This is a genomic window from Actinomadura madurae (assembly GCF_047130825.1).
In the GTDB taxonomy this organism is placed as follows: Bacteria; Actinomycetota; Actinomycetes; order Streptosporangiales; family Streptosporangiaceae; genus Spirillospora; species Spirillospora madurae.
On the sequence record NZ_CP083237.1, the window covers coordinates 4197929 to 4218072 of the forward strand.

The 20144-nt window shown below is 70.7% G+C and carries 19 protein-coding genes; 6 read left to right on the forward strand and 13 right to left on the reverse strand.

What is annotated here, in order from left to right:
* Positions 1–11: 11 nt before the first annotated feature.
* Together K8Z49_RS19025 and K8Z49_RS19030 are read right to left on the reverse strand one after the other, a co-directional pair.
* Positions 12–842, reverse strand: a complete 831-nt coding sequence (locus K8Z49_RS19025; protein ID WP_024934123.1) for a hypothetical protein — start codon at positions 840–842, stop codon at positions 12–14.
* A 329-nt stretch (positions 843–1171) separates the two neighbouring features.
* The gene (locus K8Z49_RS19030) at positions 1172–1813 is read right to left on the reverse strand and encodes a DNA-binding protein (RefSeq protein ID WP_412520086.1); all 642 of its coding nucleotides are present in this window, start codon (positions 1811–1813) and stop codon (positions 1172–1174) included.
* A gap of 132 nt (positions 1814–1945) precedes the next feature.
* Between K8Z49_RS19030 and K8Z49_RS19035 the strand changes: the two genes are divergently transcribed.
* Genes K8Z49_RS19035 through K8Z49_RS19045 form a run of 3 tightly spaced genes read left to right on the forward strand, consistent with a single transcriptional unit; the run spans position 1946 to position 4229 of the window.
* The gene (locus K8Z49_RS19035; RefSeq protein WP_412520088.1) at positions 1946–2509 is read left to right on the forward strand and encodes a hypothetical protein; all 564 of its coding nucleotides are present in this window, start codon (positions 1946–1948) and stop codon (positions 2507–2509) included.
* A 5-nt stretch (positions 2510–2514) separates the two neighbouring features.
* Positions 2515–3072: an OmpA family protein gene (locus tag K8Z49_RS19040; RefSeq protein WP_021594293.1), complete on the forward strand. Its 558-nt coding sequence runs from the start codon at positions 2515–2517 to the stop codon at positions 3070–3072.
* A 2-nt stretch (positions 3073–3074) separates the two neighbouring features.
* Positions 3075–4229, forward strand: a complete 1155-nt coding sequence (locus tag K8Z49_RS19045) for an OmpA family protein (protein WP_021594294.1) — start codon at positions 3075–3077, stop codon at positions 4227–4229.
* A 17-nt stretch (positions 4230–4246) separates the two neighbouring features.
* On the opposite strand, the gene K8Z49_RS19050 is transcribed toward K8Z49_RS19045, so the two are convergent.
* Positions 4247–5095, reverse strand: a complete 849-nt coding sequence (locus K8Z49_RS19050) for a serine/threonine-protein kinase (protein WP_412520091.1) — start codon at positions 5093–5095, stop codon at positions 4247–4249.
* Positions 5096–5280: 185 nt separating this feature from the next.
* Between K8Z49_RS19050 and K8Z49_RS19055 the strand changes: the two genes are divergently transcribed.
* Entirely contained in the window at positions 5281–6939 is a 1659-nt protein-coding gene (locus tag K8Z49_RS19055; protein WP_412520093.1) for an LCP family protein, read from the forward strand.
* 18 nt (positions 6940–6957) lie between these two features.
* On the opposite strand, the gene K8Z49_RS19060 is transcribed toward K8Z49_RS19055, so the two are convergent.
* Together K8Z49_RS19060 and K8Z49_RS19065 are read right to left on the reverse strand one after the other, a co-directional pair.
* Positions 6958–7578 carry a prepilin peptidase gene (locus K8Z49_RS19060; protein WP_412520095.1) on the reverse strand — a complete coding sequence of 207 codons (621 nt, stop codon included), beginning with the start codon at positions 7576–7578 and terminating at the stop codon, positions 6958–6960.
* A 136-nt stretch (positions 7579–7714) separates the two neighbouring features.
* Complete coding sequence (locus K8Z49_RS19065) at positions 7715–8647, reverse strand: glycosyltransferase family 2 protein (RefSeq protein ID WP_021594298.1); 933 nt, start codon at positions 8645–8647, stop codon at positions 7715–7717.
* Positions 8648–8934: 287 nt separating this feature from the next.
* On the opposite strand from K8Z49_RS19065, the gene K8Z49_RS19070 reads away from it, so the two are divergent.
* A complete protein-coding gene (locus K8Z49_RS19070) occupies positions 8935–11496 on the forward strand; it encodes a YfhO family protein (protein WP_412520097.1) in 2562 nt (853 codons plus the stop codon).
* Here K8Z49_RS19070 and K8Z49_RS19075 read toward each other — a convergent pair.
* Entirely contained in the window at positions 11459–11887 is a 429-nt protein-coding gene (locus tag K8Z49_RS19075; protein ID WP_033329922.1) for a GtrA family protein, read from the reverse strand. The genes K8Z49_RS19070 and K8Z49_RS19075 overlap by 38 nt on opposite strands.
* Positions 11888–12014: 127 nt before the next feature.
* On the opposite strand from K8Z49_RS19075, the gene K8Z49_RS19080 reads away from it, so the two are divergent.
* Positions 12015–13970, forward strand: a complete 1956-nt coding sequence (locus K8Z49_RS19080; protein WP_021594695.1) for an arabinofuranosyltransferase — start codon at positions 12015–12017, stop codon at positions 13968–13970.
* Between the two features lie 41 nt (positions 13971–14011).
* On the opposite strand, the gene K8Z49_RS19085 is transcribed toward K8Z49_RS19080, so the two are convergent.
* From K8Z49_RS19085 to K8Z49_RS19115, 7 genes are all read right to left on the reverse strand, one after another.
* Complete coding sequence (locus tag K8Z49_RS19085) at positions 14012–14419, reverse strand: hypothetical protein (RefSeq protein WP_075020895.1); 408 nt, start codon at positions 14417–14419, stop codon at positions 14012–14014.
* A gap of 7 nt (positions 14420–14426) precedes the next feature.
* Positions 14427–15866, reverse strand: a complete 1440-nt coding sequence (locus tag K8Z49_RS19090) for a hypothetical protein (RefSeq protein ID WP_412520100.1) — start codon at positions 15864–15866, stop codon at positions 14427–14429.
* A gap of 164 nt (positions 15867–16030) precedes the next feature.
* Entirely contained in the window at positions 16031–16450 is a 420-nt protein-coding gene (locus K8Z49_RS19095; protein ID WP_021594692.1) for a DUF3592 domain-containing protein, read from the reverse strand.
* The gene (locus K8Z49_RS19100; protein ID WP_021594691.1) at positions 16450–16854 is read right to left on the reverse strand and encodes a hypothetical protein; all 405 of its coding nucleotides are present in this window, start codon (positions 16852–16854) and stop codon (positions 16450–16452) included. Before K8Z49_RS19100 ends, K8Z49_RS19095 begins: the two co-directional genes overlap by 1 nt.
* 1 nt (position 16855) lies before the next feature.
* Complete coding sequence (locus tag K8Z49_RS19105) at positions 16856–17392, reverse strand: hypothetical protein (protein ID WP_021594690.1); 537 nt, start codon at positions 17390–17392, stop codon at positions 16856–16858.
* A 10-nt stretch (positions 17393–17402) separates the two neighbouring features.
* On the reverse strand, positions 17403–18803 hold the full coding sequence (locus tag K8Z49_RS19110; RefSeq protein WP_412520103.1) for a hypothetical protein: 1401 nt from the start codon (positions 18801–18803) through the stop codon (positions 17403–17405).
* A 101-nt stretch (positions 18804–18904) separates the two neighbouring features.
* Complete coding sequence (locus K8Z49_RS19115; protein WP_075020890.1) at positions 18905–20107, reverse strand: C40 family peptidase; 1203 nt, start codon at positions 20105–20107, stop codon at positions 18905–18907.
* Between the last annotated feature and the right edge of the window lie 37 nt (positions 20108–20144).

The window sequence follows — 20144 nt, forward strand, 5'->3', positions numbered from 1 at the left end:
ATTCCTTGGCCTCAGTTGAAGATGCGCAGGTCGGAGATGGTCTCGCTGGCGACCAGCGCGACGTACAGGTCGGCCACCACCAGCGAGCCCAGGGTGATCAGGGCGTACATCCCGTGGCGCTCGTTGATCTTCGAGACCCAGCCCCACATCCGGTACCGGAACGGGTGCTTGGAGAAGTTCTTCAGGCGCCCGCCGACGATGTGCCTGCACGAGTGGCACGACAGGGTGTACAGCCAGAGCAGGACCACGTTCGCGACCAGGATGAGCGTGCCGAGCCCGATGCCGAAACCGCCGTCCTTGCCGTGGAAGGCGAGGATCGCGTCATAGGTGTTGACGAGCGAGATGAGGACGGCGGCCAGCCAGAAGTAGCGGTGCAGGTTCTGGCCGATGAGGGGGAAGCGCCGCTCGCCGGTGTACTTGGCGTGCGGCTCCCGGACGGCGCACGCGGACGGCGACGCCCAGAACGACCGGTAGTAGGCCTTGCGGTAGTAATAGCAGGTCAGGCGGAACAGCAGCAGGAACGGGAGCGAGACGGCCGCGAAGGGGATCCAGCCGCGGGTGCCCGCCGGGAGGAACGCCCCGAACTCCGCCGCGTCGCCCGTATGGCCGTTCACCGTCACGTCGTTGCAGATCTCGTTCAGGCACGGCGAGTAGAACGGCGTCAGGTAGTGGAACTCCGGCACGTAGAACGCCGAGCCCCAGAAGGCCCGGACGGTCGCGTACACCACCCATGCCGTGAAGATCACGAAGGTCGTGACCGGATACAGGCGCCAGTTGTCCTTGCGGAGCGTGCGTTCCTTGATCTGGGCGCGCGATTTGGCCGGCGCCTCCACAGTGCTCATCGATCGCTCTCCTGAGCTCGGGTCGTCGTGTCCCCGTACCACGGTCTGCGCGCACCCATGCGGCCGTCCGCGCCCCGGGCCGTTGGTCGTGCGCCCCGGCCGGGGCCTCGTCACGCGGGCGGCCGACGGGCCGCGCCGCATGCGGGCGGTGACGCCACGTATGCGCTTCCAGCGAAGCGACCCTACGCCACCCGCCGGGAGCTGTGACATACATAACAGGCAGACCCGCATGTGAGCCTGACCACAGACTTTAGCCCTCCCGAGAGCCTCGGGCACCGCCTGCCATTCATAACCAGTTGTTATGGTCCAGAAGAATCGAGACGAGTGCGCTACGGCATGACCGTGTGGTCGCGCGAAGTCTCCTTGAGGACGGTCCGGGCGAAGTGCGCCTCGGCCTCGCCGGTGCGTCCGGTGCCGTACACGCGCAGGACCTCCGCGAGGTCGGGAAAGCGCTCGGCGATGAGCGCGGCGGCGGCCTCGATCTCGGCGGCGGACCCCACCTCGCGCAGCAGCGCCTGGACGAGCCGGGCCGATTCGGCCGCGCGGCGTCCGCCGGGCCGGTGACCGTCCGTGGCCCCGTCGGACGACGCGGCGCCCGCGGATGGTCGGCCTGACGGCACGCGCTCGGGCGTGGTCATGCGCATCCCCGACGTGGTGGCCGCCGACTCCGCCTTGATCTCCTCCAGGCGCGCCTTGACCTCGGCGGGCGCCAGCGCGTCGAACGCGGGATCGGCGACGAGCTCCTCGGCCGCCATCAGCCGGTGCAGGACGGCCGGATTGCTGATCTTGGCGCGCTGCCCGGACATGAGCTGGGAGAGCATCGGCGCGGACAGCCCGAGCACGCCGGCCAGCCCCGACTGGGACATGCCGAGACGCGCGAGAAGCGGCCGGACGCGGTCGCCGAGCGGCTCGCCGTACCACTCGGTCTGCAGCGCGCGGTTCCGGGCGACGGCGTCCTCGGTGATGCTCACCTCATCGACCCCCTTGACTATTCGCACATGCAAACACTACATTCGCACACGCACATACTACTTGGCGCTTTCCGGCCATGGTGCCACGACGACGAACATTTGCATATGCGACGGACCTGAAAGGACCCGACCATGCCCCTCTCCCATCGCCTGGCCGCCCTCACCGCCGCGGGGGTGCTGGCGGCAGCCGGGCTGACCGGCTGCTCCGAGTCCGGCGAGGCCTCCGGATCCGGCTCGTCCTCCCGCGCGGGCGCCGAGGGCGCGGTCGGGAAGGCCGCCTTCGACAACGCCGGCGAGCCGGTGGTGAAGGGCACCTTCGACAGCCCCGCGGCACAGGGGGCCAAGGTCGACATCGCCATCATGGGCCTCCGGGTCAAGGGGAAGCTGGCCACGCTCAACGTCCAGTTCACCCCGCACGTGCCGGGCGCCGCGCCGGGCCGCATCAACGCCTACGGGCTCAACGGCGACCACGGCCTCGGCACCTCGCTGATCGACCCGGTGAACCTCAAGCGCTACGTCGTGGTGAAGGACTCCTCCGGCAAGGAGCTGGAGACCGACGACATCTTCACCCACATGACGAACGACCAGGTCACCCCCTTCTACTTCACCTTCGCCGCGCCGCCGGAGAACGTGAAGACCATCGACGTGCAGATCGGCTCGTGGCCCACGTTCCGCGACGTCCCGGTCGAGCGGTGAGCCGGATGCGCCGTCCGATCGTCATCGCGGGCGTCCTGGCGCTCGTCCTGGCCGTCCCCGCCGTGGCGGGCGCCGACCCGAGCGTTCCCGACGAGAGCCTGCCCAAGAGCGTCCTGTCCATCGGCGCCGACGGCGCGGTGCACGGCATCGACCTGTCGAAGGCGGTCGTCCCGCTGGAGGAAGAGGAGTCCGACGGCAGGCGGGTCACCGTGCGCATCTCCGCGGACGTCCTCTTCGACTTCAACAAGGCGACCCTCACCGAGGCCGCCCGGCGCCGCATCGCCTCCCTGGCCCCCCGGCTGCGCGACGCCACGGGCACCGTCCGGGTGTCCGGGCACTCCGACTCCATCGGCGACCCCGGCTACAACCTCCGGCTCTCCGAGCAGCGCGCCGAGGCGGTCACGGCCGAGCTGCAGAAGGCCGGAGCGGGGGCCGGGCTCCGGATCGAGGCCAAGGGCTACGGCGAGACCAGGCCCGTCGCCCCCAACGAGCAGGGCGGCAAGGACGACCCCGCGGGACGCGCCAAGAACCGGCGCGTCGAAGTCACCTACGAGAAAGGCTGACCATGCAGCGAGCATCACGAGCACTCGCCGTCTGCCTGGCGGCAGGGCTGTCCCTGGCCGCGTGCGGCGGCGACGAGCGGCCGAAGAGGAACGCGGGCGGCCAGGACGGGGCGAGCGGCGGCCCCGCCCCGCCCACCGCGCCCCCCTCCCCCACCGGGCCGGAGCCGACGAGCTGCCCGAACGGCGGGCAGCTGATCAAGGCGGTCGAGATCCCGGCCGTGCACAGCGACCCGGTGAGGATTCCCGAGGCGACGATCGGCGGCCAGAAGATCCCGGCCGCGACGATCCCGGGCGTGGACATCCCCGCCCAGCGCATCCCGGCGCAGTGCGTCGAGCACAAGCCCGCCCCGGGCGGCTGCCTCGGCGGGATCACCATCCCGGGCGTCACGATCCCGCCCGTCACCCTTCCCGGCGTGACGATTCCCGGCGTCAAGGCCCCGGGCATCGACGTCTCGCCGGTGACGCGCTCGGAGATCTCGCGCCTGGCCGTGACGCGCCTGCCCGTCACCCGCCTGGAGGTTTGCCAGAGCAAGCCGTCCGAGGAAGGGCAGTACGTCAGCTCCGTGTACCGGGCCGCGCTCTACCGCAGCGCCCTCTACCGCAGCGCCCTCTACCGGAGTGCGGTCTACCGACCGCGCGCCTGCAACGACAAGGGCGAATGCATCCCGCCGGTCAGCGTCCCCGGCGTGTCGGTGCCCGGCGTGAGCGTCCCCGGGGTCAGCGTCCCCGGCGCGACTCTCAAGGCGTACACGGCCGGGCCGGGGCAGGTCATCAAGGGCGACGACAGCATCGCCTACGACATCAAGGCCGACGTCCTCTTCGACTTCGGCAAGGCCGACATCAAGCCCGCCGCGGCGGCCGAGCTGACCGAGATCGCCGAGTCGATCGGCAAGGAGGTCCCGGCCGGCGCGCCCATCCAGGTGGACGGCCACACCGACGCCAAGGGCGACACGGCGTCCAACCAGAGCCTCTCCGAACGCCGCGCGCAGGCCATCGTCGAGTGGCTGGCCGCCAAGGGCGGCATCGACCGGTCCCGCCTCAAGGCCACCGGCTACGGCGAGACCAAGCCGGCCCACCCCAACACCAGGCCGGACGGCTCCGACGATCCCGCCGGCCGCGCCAAGAACCGCCGCGTGGTCATCTCCGCCGCCCGCTGACCCGTGCCGGACCGGCCTCAGCCGGGTGGCGGGCCCAGGTGGTCGAAGATCTGCAGGGGCTCGCCGTCCAGGGTTCGGACGGGGAACCGCAGGTCGAGGCGGCACTCGGCGAGGGCGCCGCGGGCGGCGTCGGCACTGGCCGGACGATGTGCCGGGTCGGCGGCGCACAGGCGTGCCACCGCCGCCCACAGCACGGGTGGCACGCCCGGAGGCGGCGCGCCGACCCGCTGGTGCGGCTCGGGATCACCGGCGCCGGTCAGCATGCGCCAGGCGACCATGCCCGCGGCGTAGAGGTCCTGGCGAGGGCCCGGCAGGTTCCAGTCGAGCACCTCGGGCGCCAGGTAGCCGGGCGTCCCCACGGTGAACCCGGTCGTGGTGAAGCGCAGCCCGTCCTCGCCGAGCGCGATCCCGAAATCGGCCAGGCGCACATGCGGCGCCCCGACGGGACTCGGCTCCAGCAGGAGGTTGGCGGGCTTCACATCCCGATGGACGACCCCGGCCCCGTGGATGTGGCTCAATGCGGCCAGCAGCTGATCCAGGACTTCGGCCGCGTACGCGGGCGGCAGCCTGCCGTAGTCGCCGAGGAGCGTCTCCAGCGACCCCCCGCGCACGAGATCCATGGCGAGCAGCACGTCCTCGTAGGCCATGCATGACGCGTAGGGGGTCAGTACATGCGGGTGCGCCAGCCGGAGCGCCCGTTCCCGGACGACCCGCAGCATCGACGTCGGCCCCGGCTGCCGGACCAGCTTGGCGGCGCAGTACCGCCTTTCCACGCGGTCGTAGGCCCGCCACACACGACTCGTGCCCCCCGAGCCGATCCGGTCGAGCATGGTGAACCGACCGCCGATCACCCACCCCGCGTTCACGGCATCGATCGTACGGAAAACCACCCCGCCGGAGAGGTCCCCATTTACGCCATCTTGTCAACAGAACGGGCGGCTTAGGCATCCAACAAGTGGAGGCGCTCGTTCCTTCGTGATCAGCACCCTCCATAAAATGACGAACCACGCAGACCACGCGCCCTCGACAGGGCCCGCCCGAGACGGGACCGATGAGCGACAACGCCCCTCGCCGCGACGACCTCGCGGGGGAGACCGCCGCCCACACCACCCCCGCAGCCCCGGACGACCCGGCCGGGCACGCGGTCGAGGACGACGGCGAAGCCGTCGGCTCGACGGCAGAGGACGGCGACGCCGCGGACGTGAGCCAGGACGTCGCTCCCGCCCACGCGGCCGGCGGCGACGGTGAGGCCGCCGGCTCGGCGGAGCGGCCCGATGGTGAGGGTGCGGAAGCGTCCGATGAAGACGAGGCGGACGGGGAGGAGCCCGGTGAGGGGCCGGCCGGCGGTGGCGGCCGGAAGCGGCGGCGGAGGGTCTGGCGGTGGGTGGCCGTCGGTGCGGTCGCCGTGCTGCTGGTCGGGGGCGGTGGGGCGGCGTGGCTCTATCACGACCTGGTCGGCGGCATCGACCAGGAGAGTGTCGACGACAGGCTCGGCGCGAACCGCCCGGAGAAGCTGAACAAGTCGCTCAACATCCTGCTGATCGGGTCCGACACGCGGGAGGGCGAGAACTCCGAGTACGCGGTGCCCGGGATGGCCGGGGCGCGGTCGGACACCACGATCCTGCTGCACCTCTCGCCGAACCGGGACCAGGCGGTCGGGATCAGCTTCCCGCGCGACTCGATGGTGAAGATCCCGGCGTGCGAGAAGGAGAAGGGCGGCACCGTCCCCGCGCAGTTCGGGATGCTCAACGCGGCGTTCGCGTTCGCGGGGCCGACGTGCACCTGGAAGACGTTGGAATCGCTCACCGGCATCCACATCGACCATTTCGTGCAGGTGGACTTCGCCGGTTTCAAGCGGATGGTCGACGCCCTGGGGGGTGTCGAGATCTGCGTCGACAAGCCCGTCAACGACCCGCGGGCCGAGCTCCATCTGCCGGCCGGCAAGCAGACCGTGAAGGGCGACGAGGCGCTCGGCTACGTGCGCGCCCGCTACTCGCTCGGCGACGGCTCGGACCTGGAGCGGATCGAGCGGCAGCAGAAGTTCATGGCGGCGGTCGTCGACAAGGCCACCAGCGGCTCCGTCCTCACCGACCCGGCGAAGACGTACAAGTTCCTCAAGGCCGCGACGAAGTCGATGACGACGGACGACGATCTGGACCTCGCCGGGATGCGGAAGCTGGCGGACGGGCTCAAGGGGATGAGCGCCGGCCAGGTGCGCTTCGTGACCGTCCCGGTGGAGGGGTACGCGCCCGATCCCAACCGCGTCCAGTGGAACGAGGCCCTCGCGAAACCGCTGTTCGAGGCGATCCGGCATGACGACGAGTTGCCCGCCGCGCCGGCCTCGCCCGGCCCGGCGAAGCCGGCGCCGCCCGCGCCCGGCAAGGTGAACGTCACCGTCGTCGACGCGGGCGCACGGGACTCGCGGGTCGAGCGCGTCGTGAAGCAGCTCCGGCAGCGCGGCTACAAGGTGGCGAAGAAGGTGGAGAAGGCCGCCGGCGCGCCGGAGAGCCGCCTCGTCTACGCGCCGCCCGCGGAGGCCCAGGCGTCGGCGCTCGCACGGGACGTCCCGAACGCGATGCTCACCGCCGACCCCGCCGGTCCGCGGGACGGCGTCCGGCTCGTCATCGGCGAGAACGGCGTCCGGCTGGCCCCGCCCGCCATCAACAGGATCGGCGGAGGCGTCAAGGCCGGGAAGAAGCCGTGTGACTGACCGCCGATCGTTCCTCAGTCAGGCGATCGCGGAGAGGACGCCGACGAGCGCGCCGACGAGCATGTAGGGACCGAACGGGAACTCGCCCTTGCGCGTCCGGCGGACGATCATGATGCCGATGGCCACCAGGCCGCCGAACAGGTAGGTGGCGAGCAGGCCGATGATCCACGCGTCCTGGCCGAACCATCCGAGGTAGAGGCCGAGCACGCCGGACAGCTTCACGTCGCCCAGTCCGATCCCGGACGGAACCGCGAGTGCCTGCACGAGATACAGAGCGAACAGCACGGCCCCTCCGATGAGGGCATGCTCCACCCTGCGCAGGCCGTCGTCGGTGAACGGCGCCGCCGCGCCGAGGAGCGCCGCCGCGATGCCGTACGAGGACAGCGTGAAGCGATCGGGAAGCCGCTTGACCTGGACGTCGATGAAGCCGAGGAGGGTGCCGGCCGCCGCCAGATAGAGCAGCGCCGGCAGGACGGGCTCCAGCCCGGCCCGCCACCCGAGGAGGCCGAAGAGCGCGGCCGTGACGAGACCGACCACGACCTGGCCGCGGCGCGAGACCTCGCCCGCGTACGGCGTCGCCATCGGCGCCACGAGCAGGCCCACGACGAGCCCGGCGGGCACCAGCAGGAACTCGATCATCGCCCCTCGCACCGATCCGGCGGCTGCACGGCCCCCGGAACCTTAACCGACCGGGGGCTCTCCCCGCGCCGTTCGATCGGCCGCACCGCCTCCCGCACATGGGCTCCCGGGCCCCGAACCGGCCGGCCGCGGCCGCTCAGTCGGGTGTGGACTGGATGTCCAGGGTGAGCGCGTGGACCAGCATGTTGATCCCCACCAGCAGCGGGCCGACGGCCAGCAGGACACTGCCCGCGCTGGCGGTGGCCTCGCCGAGGCTGTGCAGGGACACCCAGATCCCGATGACGATCCCGACCGCGCAGAGCAGCAGGCCGGTGAAGAGCATGAGGGCGACGGGAGAGAAGGACGGCACCACGTACTTGCGCATCATGCGCCGCCAGAACCCGACGAGGAGGAGCCGGCCGATCTGCGGGATCACCTTGTGCAGACGCATGCCGGACACCTCGTCCCCGTAGACGGCCGGCACCGGCACGTCCTTGGCCCGCACTCCGGCGATGTTCAGCCAGATGAGCAGATCGTTCTCGAACGCGTACCCACTGGCGAGCCGGCGCAGGTCGATCCGCGACAAGGCCTCGCGCGTGACGGCGGTGTACCCGTTCTGCGGGTCGAAAAGGTTCCAGTAGCCGCTGGCGAGCTTGGTGGCGAACGACAGCACCGTGCTGCCGAGCAGCCGGCTGAGCGGCATCCCGGCCAGGGCCTCCCGCGCGAAGAACCGGTTGGCCTTGGTGAACCCGTATCCGTCGTCGGCGATCGGGTCGAGCAGGGCCGGCAGGTAGTCGGGATCCATCTGGGCGTCGCCGGCCATGACCACGTTGACCTCGGAGCCGAGGTCCAGGGCGGCGCGGTGGCCGTCGACGATGGCGCCGCCCACCCCGGTGTTCGTCTCGTGCCGGATCAGCACCACCCGGGGGTCGTCCGTTTCGGTCACCTGCCGGGAGGTCTCGTCGGTCGACGCGTCGTCCACCACGACGATGTGATCGATCAGTTCGGGCATTCCCTTGATCGTTTTGCCGATCAGGGCCTCTTCATTGTGGGCCGGGACGACGGCCGTGATGATCAGGTCCTTGTACACGCGGCCTCCTCGCCCCGCAAGCCCGAGGGCATATTCAGGCGTGTTCAGGAATACATGTAGCACCCGGGAAGACCGCTCCGGGAGAGCCTAACGCCGAAATGGGCCCGCACACCCTCATGAATGGGCCCCAGGGCCCAGAAACCCCGCCGCCCGCACCCCGCCGGAAACAGGGCCCCAGGACCTGTTTCCAGTCCGCGGCCGAGCAGCACCTTTCTCTCGATACGGGCTGTCAGTAACATGAATCGCTGAGCTGGGAACGGCGCACCGAAGAGCGGGGAACGGGCCTGATGGGGTGGATCGAGCGCACCATGCCCCGAAGGCTCCGGCACGTCGCCCCCGGCGCGAAGACGCTCTCCGCCGTCCTGACCCTCAGCGTATTCTGCCTTTCCGGATTCGTGCGCGGGACGGTGCCGTTCGGCAGCGAATCCCGCAGCCTCAACGATCTCGGAAATCAGTTCGTTCCGATGCACGCCCATCTGGCGGGCCTGCTGCGGGGCACGGCCGAGGGCGACCTGTTCTTCAATTGGAACAGCGGAATGGGCGTCCCTTTCCTCGCCGACTTCTACCTCTATCTGGCGAGCCCGCTCGCCCTGGTCGCCGCATTGTTCCCGGCGGAGCGCATCGATCTGGCGATCTTCATCGTCACGGCCGGCCGGATGGCGCTGGCCTCCGTGGCGATGACGGTCTACCTCAACGCCATCGCCCCCCGCGGTCCTCGCCTCCTCCTCGGTCTCTTCGGCGCGGCGTACGGCCTCTGCGCCTGGGCCGTGGACGACGCGGCCTACGTTCCGCAATGGCTCGACGGGTTGATCTTCCTTCCGCTGCTGTGCCTCGTCGGAGAATGGACGGTGCGACGGCGCCGATGGGTTCCGGGGGTCCTCATCTTCGCCGCGGCCTGGTACCTCAACTTCTACTCGGCCTACATGGCGACCATCGGCGCGGTGGCGATCGTCCTGGCCCGGGTCCTGTCGATGGAGATGTCGTGGCGGGCCCGGCTGGAATTCGGGATCCGGTACACGGCGGCGGCGGCCTGCGGCGTCGCACTCGTGATGCCGCTGTTCGTCCCGACCTTTCTGGCCGTCTCGAACGCCCCGAAGACCGACGGGTTCGCCTTCGACGTCTCCCCCCTGGTCCTTCTCGCCCGGCTGTTGCCCGCGACGGAGGACGTGGGCAACAGCCCGGGCATCTATGTCGGCACGCTCGTGCTGCTGGCCGTGGCCGCCTTCCCGTTCGACCGCACCGTCCCCCGGCGGACCCGCGTCGTCTGGACGTCGCTGCCGCTGCTGCTCGCCCTGTCGTTCGAGCGTCCCGGGCAGTACGTGTGGAACGGCTTCGACCCACCCGACGGAAGCCCGTTCCGCGGAGCGTTCACGCTGTGCGCGGCGCTGGTCATCGCGGGCTGGATCGGCGTGACGGAAGGACGGCCCGGACGCCGGCCGCTCCTTTTCGCCGCGGGCTTCCACGCGGTGCTGATCCTCGTCGCCCTGGTGAGCCCGCTGACCTCCCGGCACGCGGTCGCGCTGCTGGTCGCCGGTGCCGTGGCCGCCGCCGCGACGGTGCGGGCGGCCCGCCGGGCGGAGCACCGGCCCGGCGACCGGGGCGCCCGGACGGTCCTCGTCGCCGCCGCGGCGGCCCTGACGGCCGTCGTCGCCGTCGAGCAGACGGTGACCGCCGTGGTCGTCGACCAGCGCCGGTCGCTGCGGTTCGGGACCAGCCCGGCGTGGAACGCCGCGCATGAGCGGCGGGCGAAGGCGATCCGTTCCGCCGACGCGTTCCCCCGCTACCGGACGGTGTCCGGACGGCCCGGCTTCACGGCCAACGACCCCCTGCTCCTCGGCGCGCAGGGCGCCGCCTACTACAGCAGCGTGCTTCCGCTCGGCACGTCCCGGACCTTGATCGCACTGGGTTTCCCCTACGACCTGCGGAGCACTCAGGGACGGCACGTGCTGGACGCGGACAGCCCGGTACTCGACGCGATCTTCGCGGTGGGCGCGCGGGCCACGGCCGGCGGGGAACCCGTCCGGTGGGCGACGCCGCCGCTGGTGACGCTCCGGCCCGCCGCGCGAACGCCCGCGCCGGGCACCGACCCGTTCCGCGTCCAGGAGGCCGTGCTGGGCTCCGCGGTCTACCGGTTCCCAGAGGTCCGGTGGTCCCCCGCCGGCGGCGCGCCACCGCCGGCGTCGTCCCGGGGCACGCCGCAGATCCCCGCGGACGACGACCGGCGCGCCCGCTATGAGGCCGTGGTGACCTGTGCCCCCGGTTCCAGCGTCGCCGGCTGGACGCCCCGGTCCAGCGAGACCCTCCGGGAATCCGCCAGCCCCGGAATGGTCACCTTCGGCACCGTTCCGCGCAGTGGAACCCTGAAGATCGCCACCACGGCCGGTGCGGAGGCCTCTCCCGTCCCCGTCGTCGGGTGCGTGGACCCCGCCCTGCTGCACGCGGCGGTCCAGAGACTGCGCGCGTACGGCGCCCGATGGGTGCGGGTGAGCGGGCACGGGATCGAGGCGGGGATCCCGGCCGGCCGGCCCGGGGTGGCCGTGGTCTCCGTTCCGCGCGTGGACGGGTGGAGGTGCGCCTCCGGGGACGGTCCCGCGCGACGCCCCGGCAGCCATGGCGGGCTCATCGCCGTCCCGATCGACGGGTCGGCGACCCGGATCTCCTGCCGCTACACGCCGCCCGGCCTGCCCGCGGGGACGGCGCTCGGGCTCCTGGGCCTTCTGGGCATGCTGTGCGGGGCGTATCTCGGACGGCGGCGCCGGCGCCGTCAGGAGGACGCCGACGGTTCCGCCGCTCCGGAGGCCGTCCCGACCGTCAGCGGAAGACCCACACCCGATAAGCCACGTAGTTGAGCGCGACGAGCCCGCCGGTCACGATCGTCTTGGCCACGAGATACTGCACGCCGACCGCCGCCAGCCCGGAGACCAGCAGGACCGTCACCACGGTATTGACGACCACGAGACCCACATAGCGCACCAGCTGCCGCCCGACCGGCGCCCGGCTGCCGAACGACCAGACCCGGTTCAGCCCGAAGTTGACGGCGAAGGACGTCAGGAACGCCGCGGTCGTGGCGACCGGCAGGCGGACGTCCAGCATCCCGTGCGCGACGAACAGCACGCCGAAGTCGACGGCGAAGCTCAGCCCGCCGATGATCAGGTAGCGGATCGCGCTGTGCGTCAGAAGGCCCATCCGGGGGCCCGGCCGGCGCCGCATCTCACCAGCGGGCTCCGCCTCGGCGCTCATGGCGACGGACGTTACCCGGACGAGGCCCGGCGGGCACAGGCCCGCCGGGCCGAGACGGCGCCTTTTGGGGCCAAGGTTGGGCCTGTGGGCCCAGTCGGGTGCGCCCGGATCGGGGTTGGATGGCGTCATGCCGCATGAACAGGCCGTCGACCGCACGGAGGAGCGGACCGGCGGCGGCCGGCCCGCGGACGACACCCCGCGATCGGAACGCGCCTTGCGCCGCTTGCTCCGCAACCCCGGCTCGGTGGCCCTGGTGACCTGGCTGGTGTCCCTGCCCGTCGCGTTCTCGGCGCCCTCGCTGCTGGACCTGTCCCCGTTCACGCCCGAGGGCTTCCGGCTCCCGCTCCAGGTCGCCGCCGTCGCCGCCCTGCTCCTCGGCGGGGTCGCGCTGCGCAGCCGCGGGCCGGCGGTGGTGGGAGCCGCCGCCGGCGTGCTCGCCTCCTTCATGGCCCTGGTGATCCGGACCGCGCTCGCGGGCACGCCCTTCGGCTATGGCGGCGTCCACGGGGACACGGGCCGCATCACCGCGATGGCGGTCCAGTACACGCGTTCATGGACGACCGACGACGGCATCGTCGGCGCCCCGTCCGAGTACCCGCCGCTGCTCCCGTTCGTGGTCGGCAAGGTCGCCGCTCTCGTGGACACGCCGGCCTGGAGGCTTCTCGGCACCGCGGAGGCGCTGCTGGTCTCCGCCTCGGTCGTGGCCGGTTTCGCGCTGTGGTGCCGCTTGACCACCCCGGTCCCGGCACTGATGATCTCTGTCGCCCAGCTGCTCGTCTTCGGTGTGCCGTCCAAACCGCACGAGGTCCTGGCGCTGGCGGTCTTCGTCCCGCTCGTGCTCTCGGTGCTCGCCCGCCCGCCGCGCGGCCGGCTCCCCTGGCTCGCCGCGGGCCTGATCACCGGCGCGGTGTGCCTCACGTACCACGCCTGGGTGGTCTTCTCCGTGCCGGGCCTGCTCGTGCTCGGCTGGTGGACCTGGCGCAAAGAACCCGACAGATCCGCCTACCTGGGGTATCTCGCGCGGATCACGGCGGTGGTGGCCGTCGTCACCGCCTGGTACACCGTCCCGTACGTGGGGGCGATGCTCGCCGGAGGGCAGCAGGTGGGCGACACCTTCGACAGCAAGAGGATCTCCGAGCAGCCGTTCCCCTTCCTCTCTCTGCACCCGGTCGCTCTCGCCGAGCTCGCCGGGCTGGTCGGGCTCCTCCGGTACGTGCGGCGGCAGTGGTGGGCGCCTCCGCTGCTGGCGGTCATCGGCGGTTGCTATGTCTACCGGGCGGTCAACATGGTCCGCTGGTCGGCGACAGGGCACAGCGGGCTCTTCTACTACACGCTGCCGCTGATCGAGATCTCCCTGCTCGCGGGCGCGACGTTGAGCGCCGCCACCGCCATGCCCCATGTCACGGGGTGGCTGTCCCGGCGCATGCGCCGCCCGTTCGTGACGGGCGCGGGCGTCCTCGGCACCACAGCGCTGGTCGGCCTGACCGCCGCGGGCTACGCGACCTCGTGGATGCCGAGGATGAGCGACGGCGCCCCGGCGACCGACAGGTCGGGTCCCGCCCTCGCGGCACTGGCGCACTACCAGCGGTCGCCGGACGGCGGCCTCCCGCAGAGCAGTCCCGAGACCGGCGATCCGGTGAGGCTGGCCAGGGCCGTCGGGATCACCGACTGGGACTACCTGCCGGTCGCGGAGATCGAGAGGCTCGTGCGGTCGACCCGGCCCGGCGACCGCCGCCCCCGCGTCCTCTCCCACGACGAGCAGGTGTTCGCGTTCCTGCCCTGGCGCGGCTTCATCGGGGTGGACCGGTCGGGCGCCCAGGGCCCCACCCGCTACGACGACCGGTACGCGGAACTAGAGCGGCTGGCCCTCATCACCGATCCCGCCGCGTTCGCGGAGGCCACCCGGCACACCCGCTTCGGCTCGATCGACGTGTTCGTGCTCCGTGGTCGGGGTGGGCAGCTGGTCTGGAAGGGGCTGCGCGTGACCGGGACGATCCTCTTCCGCCCGGCCCAGTTCGATCCGGCCGCCTTCCGGGTCGCGTCCCCCGCCCCCGGCGTCTTCGTCGCCGTCCGCCGCCCCTGAGCGGATGAGCGGGCCGGCCGGGTCGCCAGTACCCGGCAGTGTCACCAGTACCCGGCTGTGACGTCCTCCTCGTCCTTGCGGGCGATGAGGGTGACGAGGACGAAGCCGGCGGCGGCGCCGCCGACGCCCTCGACCACGTAGATCACGAACTCGAGCATGCCGGCCTGCCCGTTGAGCGGCGCAGCGACACCGGCCGCGGTGAGGAGCAGCGGGACCGCGAGAACGCCCACGGCCCGGCGCACCGGGCCGCCGCGGGCCCGCAGGACGGCCGCGGCGGCGGCCACCATCGCGAGGCTGATCAGCACCCACGGCAGGTCGACGCGGACCAGCCGCTCCAGTCCGGACAGGGACACGCCGGGCTCCGGGCGGGGCACCACCCGGACGACGATCGCGAAACCGATCACCCAGACCAGTAGTGAGGCGCTCCACGCGCCGAGCATCCTGACCATTCCCCCGTCAACCTCCCGTGCATTCGGTCCATTCTTGGAAAGTGCGCTGGCCGTTCTGCGGAGGGCCGAGATACTGGGAGCCGACGAGTTTCTGTGACTCGGTCTCGACGCCGCCCTCGATGCCGAACTTGAGCCCGGCGGCGACCGAGATCCCGACCTTGGTCTCGTCCACGTCCCCGGCGTACACGTTCCTGGTGACGCGGCCCTGGTTATAGATCAGCTGGTTCATCTCACTGGAGTTCGGTCCCGGTTGCGACGCGACCACCGCCCCGTCCTCGCCGCCCGCGTTGAAGGTCGCCTGGCCCGGGGGCAGGAACGCGGCCGTCCGGAGCCAGTCCTCACCGACCGCCCGGTTCGAGTCGTCGAAGTTCACCGTGGTCGTGGTGACGGACACCTGCTTGTCGGTGTCCTTGACGCTTCCGTTCGCCTTCCCCGGGTTCTGGTACCCCTCGCTGTTGTTGGTCTCCTGCATGGTGACCCAGGTGATGCTCTTCAGCCGGCCGTCCTTGTCGTAGGTGACCTTCGTCTGACCGGTGTAGCTCCCCTCGCCTCCCGGTCCGTAGCCGACGACCTTGGCGCCGTACTTGATCGAGCCCTTCACCTGGAACGTGTACGACGTCGTCGGGTAGCCGTCCTCCGGCTTCCCGGAGTTGTCGTTCGTGATGAGAACGGACCCGCCGACCTTGCCCTCGATGTCGACGCCCGTCGCGATGTCCTTCACCGACTTGTTCCCCGAGGAGTCGTTGCTCAGCGGACCGAAGCCGACACCGGCCTTCAGCGCCCCCTCGACACTGATCTCATGCTGGCTGATCTCGGGCTCGTGCCTCGCCGGATGGTCCTCGGGACGCCCGATGTACTTGAAGGACGTGTCGAAGATGTACCCGCCGATACCGGTCGCCTCCGCCAGGGTGCCGGCCATCTCGGCCGTCATGTATTTCGTCCACTGATCGGCGGCCTCGCCGTTCGGGAAGATCCACGTGTCGCCGTACTTGTAGTTGAGCGACCCTTCGATCTTGGCGCCGAGCTCCCCGCCGTAACTGCTCTTCCCCACCTGGACCTTGCCGCCGACGCCCGCTTCCACACCGACCTTGAGATCGACGGGCACGAGCGTGATGCGAACCGTGCCGTCGGCGTACGTGGTCCGCACGATCTGGACGTTGTCTCCCACCTTGACGGAGAACACGGTGACCGACGCCCCGGCCTTCGCCGAGTCGGAAGCGACGACGCACGCCGATGCGGGCGGCTTGTACACGTACGATTCGGCCTTGCAGTCCGTACCGCCGAAGAGCCGGCAGAGTGCGGCCTTGACTTCGGGTTCGACCGGATTGGGGACGAACACCAGCAGCATGGTGATCACTAGCGACGCGGCGACCAGCAGCGCCGCGTACTCAAGGGCCGCCGCCCCGCCGTCGCAGCGCGGGCGTTCCCGGCCGGTTCCGATTCGCATTCCCCAAGAATAAGTTCGGCGATCAATCATCCCCAGGGCCTGCGGGCCCATTCCGGGGCCCAACGACGCACATTGTCAGAATGGCCGATGAGCCACTCCGAAATTGCGGGCATTTACCGGGCATTTACCGGGCATTCGGAGGGCGCGGGCCCTTGCCGCCGATGTCAGGCCGCCATGAGGAGCAGCATGACGATCCCGAGGACGGCGAAGACGGCGCCGATGGCCGCCATGCCGAGCGAACCGGCCAGGCCGCGGCCGGACGAGGTGTCCATGCGCGCCGTGCGGGGGTTCCGCGGGTCGTAGAGGACGGGGACCGCCGTTCCCTTGAGCCGGGTCAGCTCGTACGACCCGCCCCTGGTCTGCCCGACCGTCTCGACTTCCGCGCCCTCCAGCGTCCTGAATCGCAGCACGGGGAAGAACTCGTAGGAGTCGGTCGTCTCGACCCGGTGGATTCCGGTGACCATCCCCGGCACCCGCTGCGCCGACGCGAGGAACGCGCGTCCCGTCCGGTAGCGGTGGATTCCGGCCACGACGAGGGCGACGCCCAGAACGAGCGCGATGAGCCCGAGGAGCCAGTCCGACATCACCAGTACCCGCCGCCGCGCTCCTCGGCCTTGACGCTGAGCACGGCCGCGGCCGCCGCCCCGGCGGCCGCGCCCGCCACGCCTTCGGCGACGTACAGCACCACGGCCAGCGGATCGCCGTCACCGCCGATGGGAGCCGCCGCGCCGACCACGATCGCCAGCACGGGGATCGCCAGGATGCCGGCGAACCAGCGCACCTGGTGCGTCCGGTCGCGCTGGACGGCCCCGGCCGCCACGACCATCGCGATGCTGATCAGCACCCACGGCAGGTCGAGCCGCACCGTGCGATCGAGGTCGGAGAGCCGCTCGCCGCCGGACGCGCCGGACGCCAGTTGGGCCACGATCGTGAAACCCACCAGCCAGACGACCAGTGCCACGCCCCAGGCGCCGAGCATCCTGACCATGTCAGCGGACCTTGATCGAGTCGACGACGCCGTCCACGACCTCGTCGTCGAGCTTGCCGCGCTGCCAGACGAGGCGGATCGTGTGGACGTGCCCGTTCGCGCCGATCACCCCGACGTCGACGCCCTCGCCGGGCGTGCCCGCCGCTCCCCTGAAATCGTTGAAGGTGTAGTCGACGCGGAGGGCGCCCTTCGCGCCGGCCACCTTGATCTCCTTCGCCTCCGTGCGGCGGTAGCCCTTCGCGTTCATCATCGGGCCGGCCTCGATGGTCGACTGCAGCATCTCCTGGCGGCCCCGGTCGGACACGTCCTTGATGACCGACAGGAAGGCGGCCTGCCCCGGTGCCTGCATCGACAGCGCGATGTCCGACTCGGGCCCGCGCTGCCAGTCCTTCGGGTAGGCGACCGACAGCACCTTCGCGTCACCCCGGACGGACCCCTCCGGTGTCTTCCCCGACCCGCCGGACGAGCACCCCGCGGCCCCCGCGGCGACCGCCAGGGCGGCCGTCGCCGCCATGATCGTCAGCCTCTTCGCACCCATCGCCGCCCTCTCACTTCGCACACTCCGGCCACTGCTGGAAGGTCCGCTGACCGTTCTGCGGTGGTCCAAGGTACTGGGAATCGACGATCTGCTGCTGCTCTCCCTCGTATCCGCCCTCGATGCCGAACTTGATCTCGGCGGCGATCTCGGCGCCGATCTTGAACTCGTCCACGTTGCCGGCGTAGACGTTCCGGTTGACCAGGCCGCGGCTGTAGATCAGCTGGTCGAGCGGGTCGGCGTTCGGGCCGGGGTCCTGCGCCACGAACGCGCCGTTCTCGTCGGCGGCGTTCCGGACGGTCTGGAACGGCATCAGGAACGCGTTGTTGCGGATCCAGTTCTCGCCGATGGCGCGGTTGGAGTCGTCGAAGTTGACCGTGGTCGTGGTGGTGGACACCTGCTTGTCGGTGTCCTTACCGCTGACGTTCTTCTTCCCGGGGTTCTTGTAGCCCTCGCTGTCGTTGGTCTCCTGGGTGGTGATCCAGGTGATGCCCGTCAGCCGGCCGTTCTTGTCGTAGGTCACCCTCGTCTGTCCGATGTATGTCCGCTCGCCGCCCGGTCCATAGCCGAACGCCTTCGCGCCGCCCTTGACCGTGCCCTTCACCTGGAAGGTGTACGTGGTCTTCGGGTAGCCGTCCTTCTCCGAGCCGGTGTTGTCCTTCGTGACGAGGACGGCGTCACCGGCCGAGCCCTCGATCTCCAGGCCCGTCCCGCTGTCCTTCACGGTCTTCTTGCCGGACGAGTCCGTGGTCAGGTTGCCGAACCCGGCGGCGCCCTTCAGCACGCCCTCGGCGCCGACCTCCCACTGCGTGATCTCCGGGTCGCGGGTGCGCGGCTCCCACCCGGTGATCTTGTCGTACAGCCAGAGCCCGGGGCTGACCTTCTCGCCCTCCTTGCGGGCGAGGTCCCACTTGACGTCGTCCAGCCATTCGCCGGCTTCCTTGTCGCTGTTGAAGACCCAGGTGTCGCCGTACTTGAAGTTGACGGACCCCTCGACCTTCGCGCCCAGCTCCCCGCCGAAGGACTTCTTGCCGAACTGGACCTTCCCGCCGATCTCCGCCTCGGCGCCGAGCTTGTAGTCGGCCGGGACGATCATGATGCGGACCTTTCCGTCCGCGTACGTGGTCTTCACGAACTGGAAGTTCTGCCCGACCTTGATGGAGAAGGCCGTGACCGAGTAGCCGGCCTTCTTTGAGTCGAGACCGGTGATGCACGCCGAGGCCGGCGGCTTGTAGTCGTAGTTCTCCGCCGCGCAGTCCATGCGGAAAAGGTCGCAGAGTGCCTTCTTCACCGCCGGCCCGACGGGATTGGGCACCAGGAGCGCGAGCATCACGATGAGCACCGCTCCGATACTGATCAGAGCCGAGTACTCGATCGCGCTGGCGCCGCTGTCGCGCCGCTCTCGGCCGCCCATTCGGCGAGGTTGTTCTCGCATGCCCGGAACCATAATTTCCGCAGCTCAGGGTTCCCAGGGCCCCCAGGCCCAGAGGGGGACCCGAAAAGCGAACGGGCCCCTCAGCCGAATCTGCGGGCGGATGTGACGGAGCGCAGCGGCGAGATCTTGACCACGTCGCCGGTCTGCGGTGCCTCGACCATCTTGCCGTCGCCGTAATAGATGGCGACGTGATGGGGCGGTGAGCCGAAGAAGAGAAGGTCGCCCGCCTGGAGCGCGTTCGTCGGCACGGGCACCCCGCGCGGGTCCGCGACCTGGTTCCCGGTGTAGTGGCCCAGCGCGATCCGTCCCTTGGACGCCTGGTAGACGGCGTACAGCGTGAGTCCGCTGCAGTCGAAGCCGAAGTACAGGCGTCCGTCATAACCGCCCGGGGAACAGCAGATACCGCGCGTGGGACCGCTGGTGTTGCCGCCGCCCCACGCGTACGGGGTGCCGAGCCAGCACAGCGCCCAGGCGACGACGGCGCCGCCGAAGCTGAGGTTCTCGGCCGGCTTGTCGCCGGTCTTGGCGCACTTGGACGCGACGACCCCGCCGCCGCCGGACGGCCCGAGCCCGTTCGGCAGGCCGTTGTACTCGATCGGGTCCTCGTCGTCGACCAAGCGGATCTTGAACAGCTTGGTGACCCGTTCCCGGTTCCCGTTGGGGAAGGCCTGGACATTGCCGTCGCAGATGACCTTCGCGATCCCGCCGATGCCGGTGTCCTCCGGGCTGGTGGGAGGTGCGGCGATGTACTCGCAGTCGGGCGCGAACATCTTCGCGATCGCCTGGGCCGTTCCCGAGCGCCCGATGCCCTTCTTCCCCCGTGAGTCCGTGCACAGGTTGCGCTTGTGCCGGAGGTCGTCCTTCTCCTTCTCGGTCAGCTCGTCCTTGTTCTTGAGCTGGCACCGGTCGGTGGCGACCTTCACCATGGCGGTATTGCCGAGCGTGCCGCTCAGCCGGACATCGGTCGTGTGGACGTCGTTCTCGTCCGCGTACTTCTCCGCCGCGCTCTTGGGAGGAGCCCCGACCAGCCAGTAGCCCGCGGCCGAGGGTTCGATGCCCTGGAGCAGCATGTCGACGGCCTGGTCGCGCAGGGGAGCGAGGGTTCCGAGCGCCGCCGCGTCCGCGCCGATCTGCGCCTGGTTCCGCATGTCCCCGGCCTGCGCGATGCGCCCGAAGGCCAGGAATCCCGCGGCGAGGGCCACGGCCATGCCCATGACCAGGACCGAGGTGGCGACCCCCGCGTCGTTCCCCGGCCTGCCAGCGGATCTGATCCGTCGCAGCATCTGCGCCCCATCACCCCGAGATCGGCGAATTCCCGAA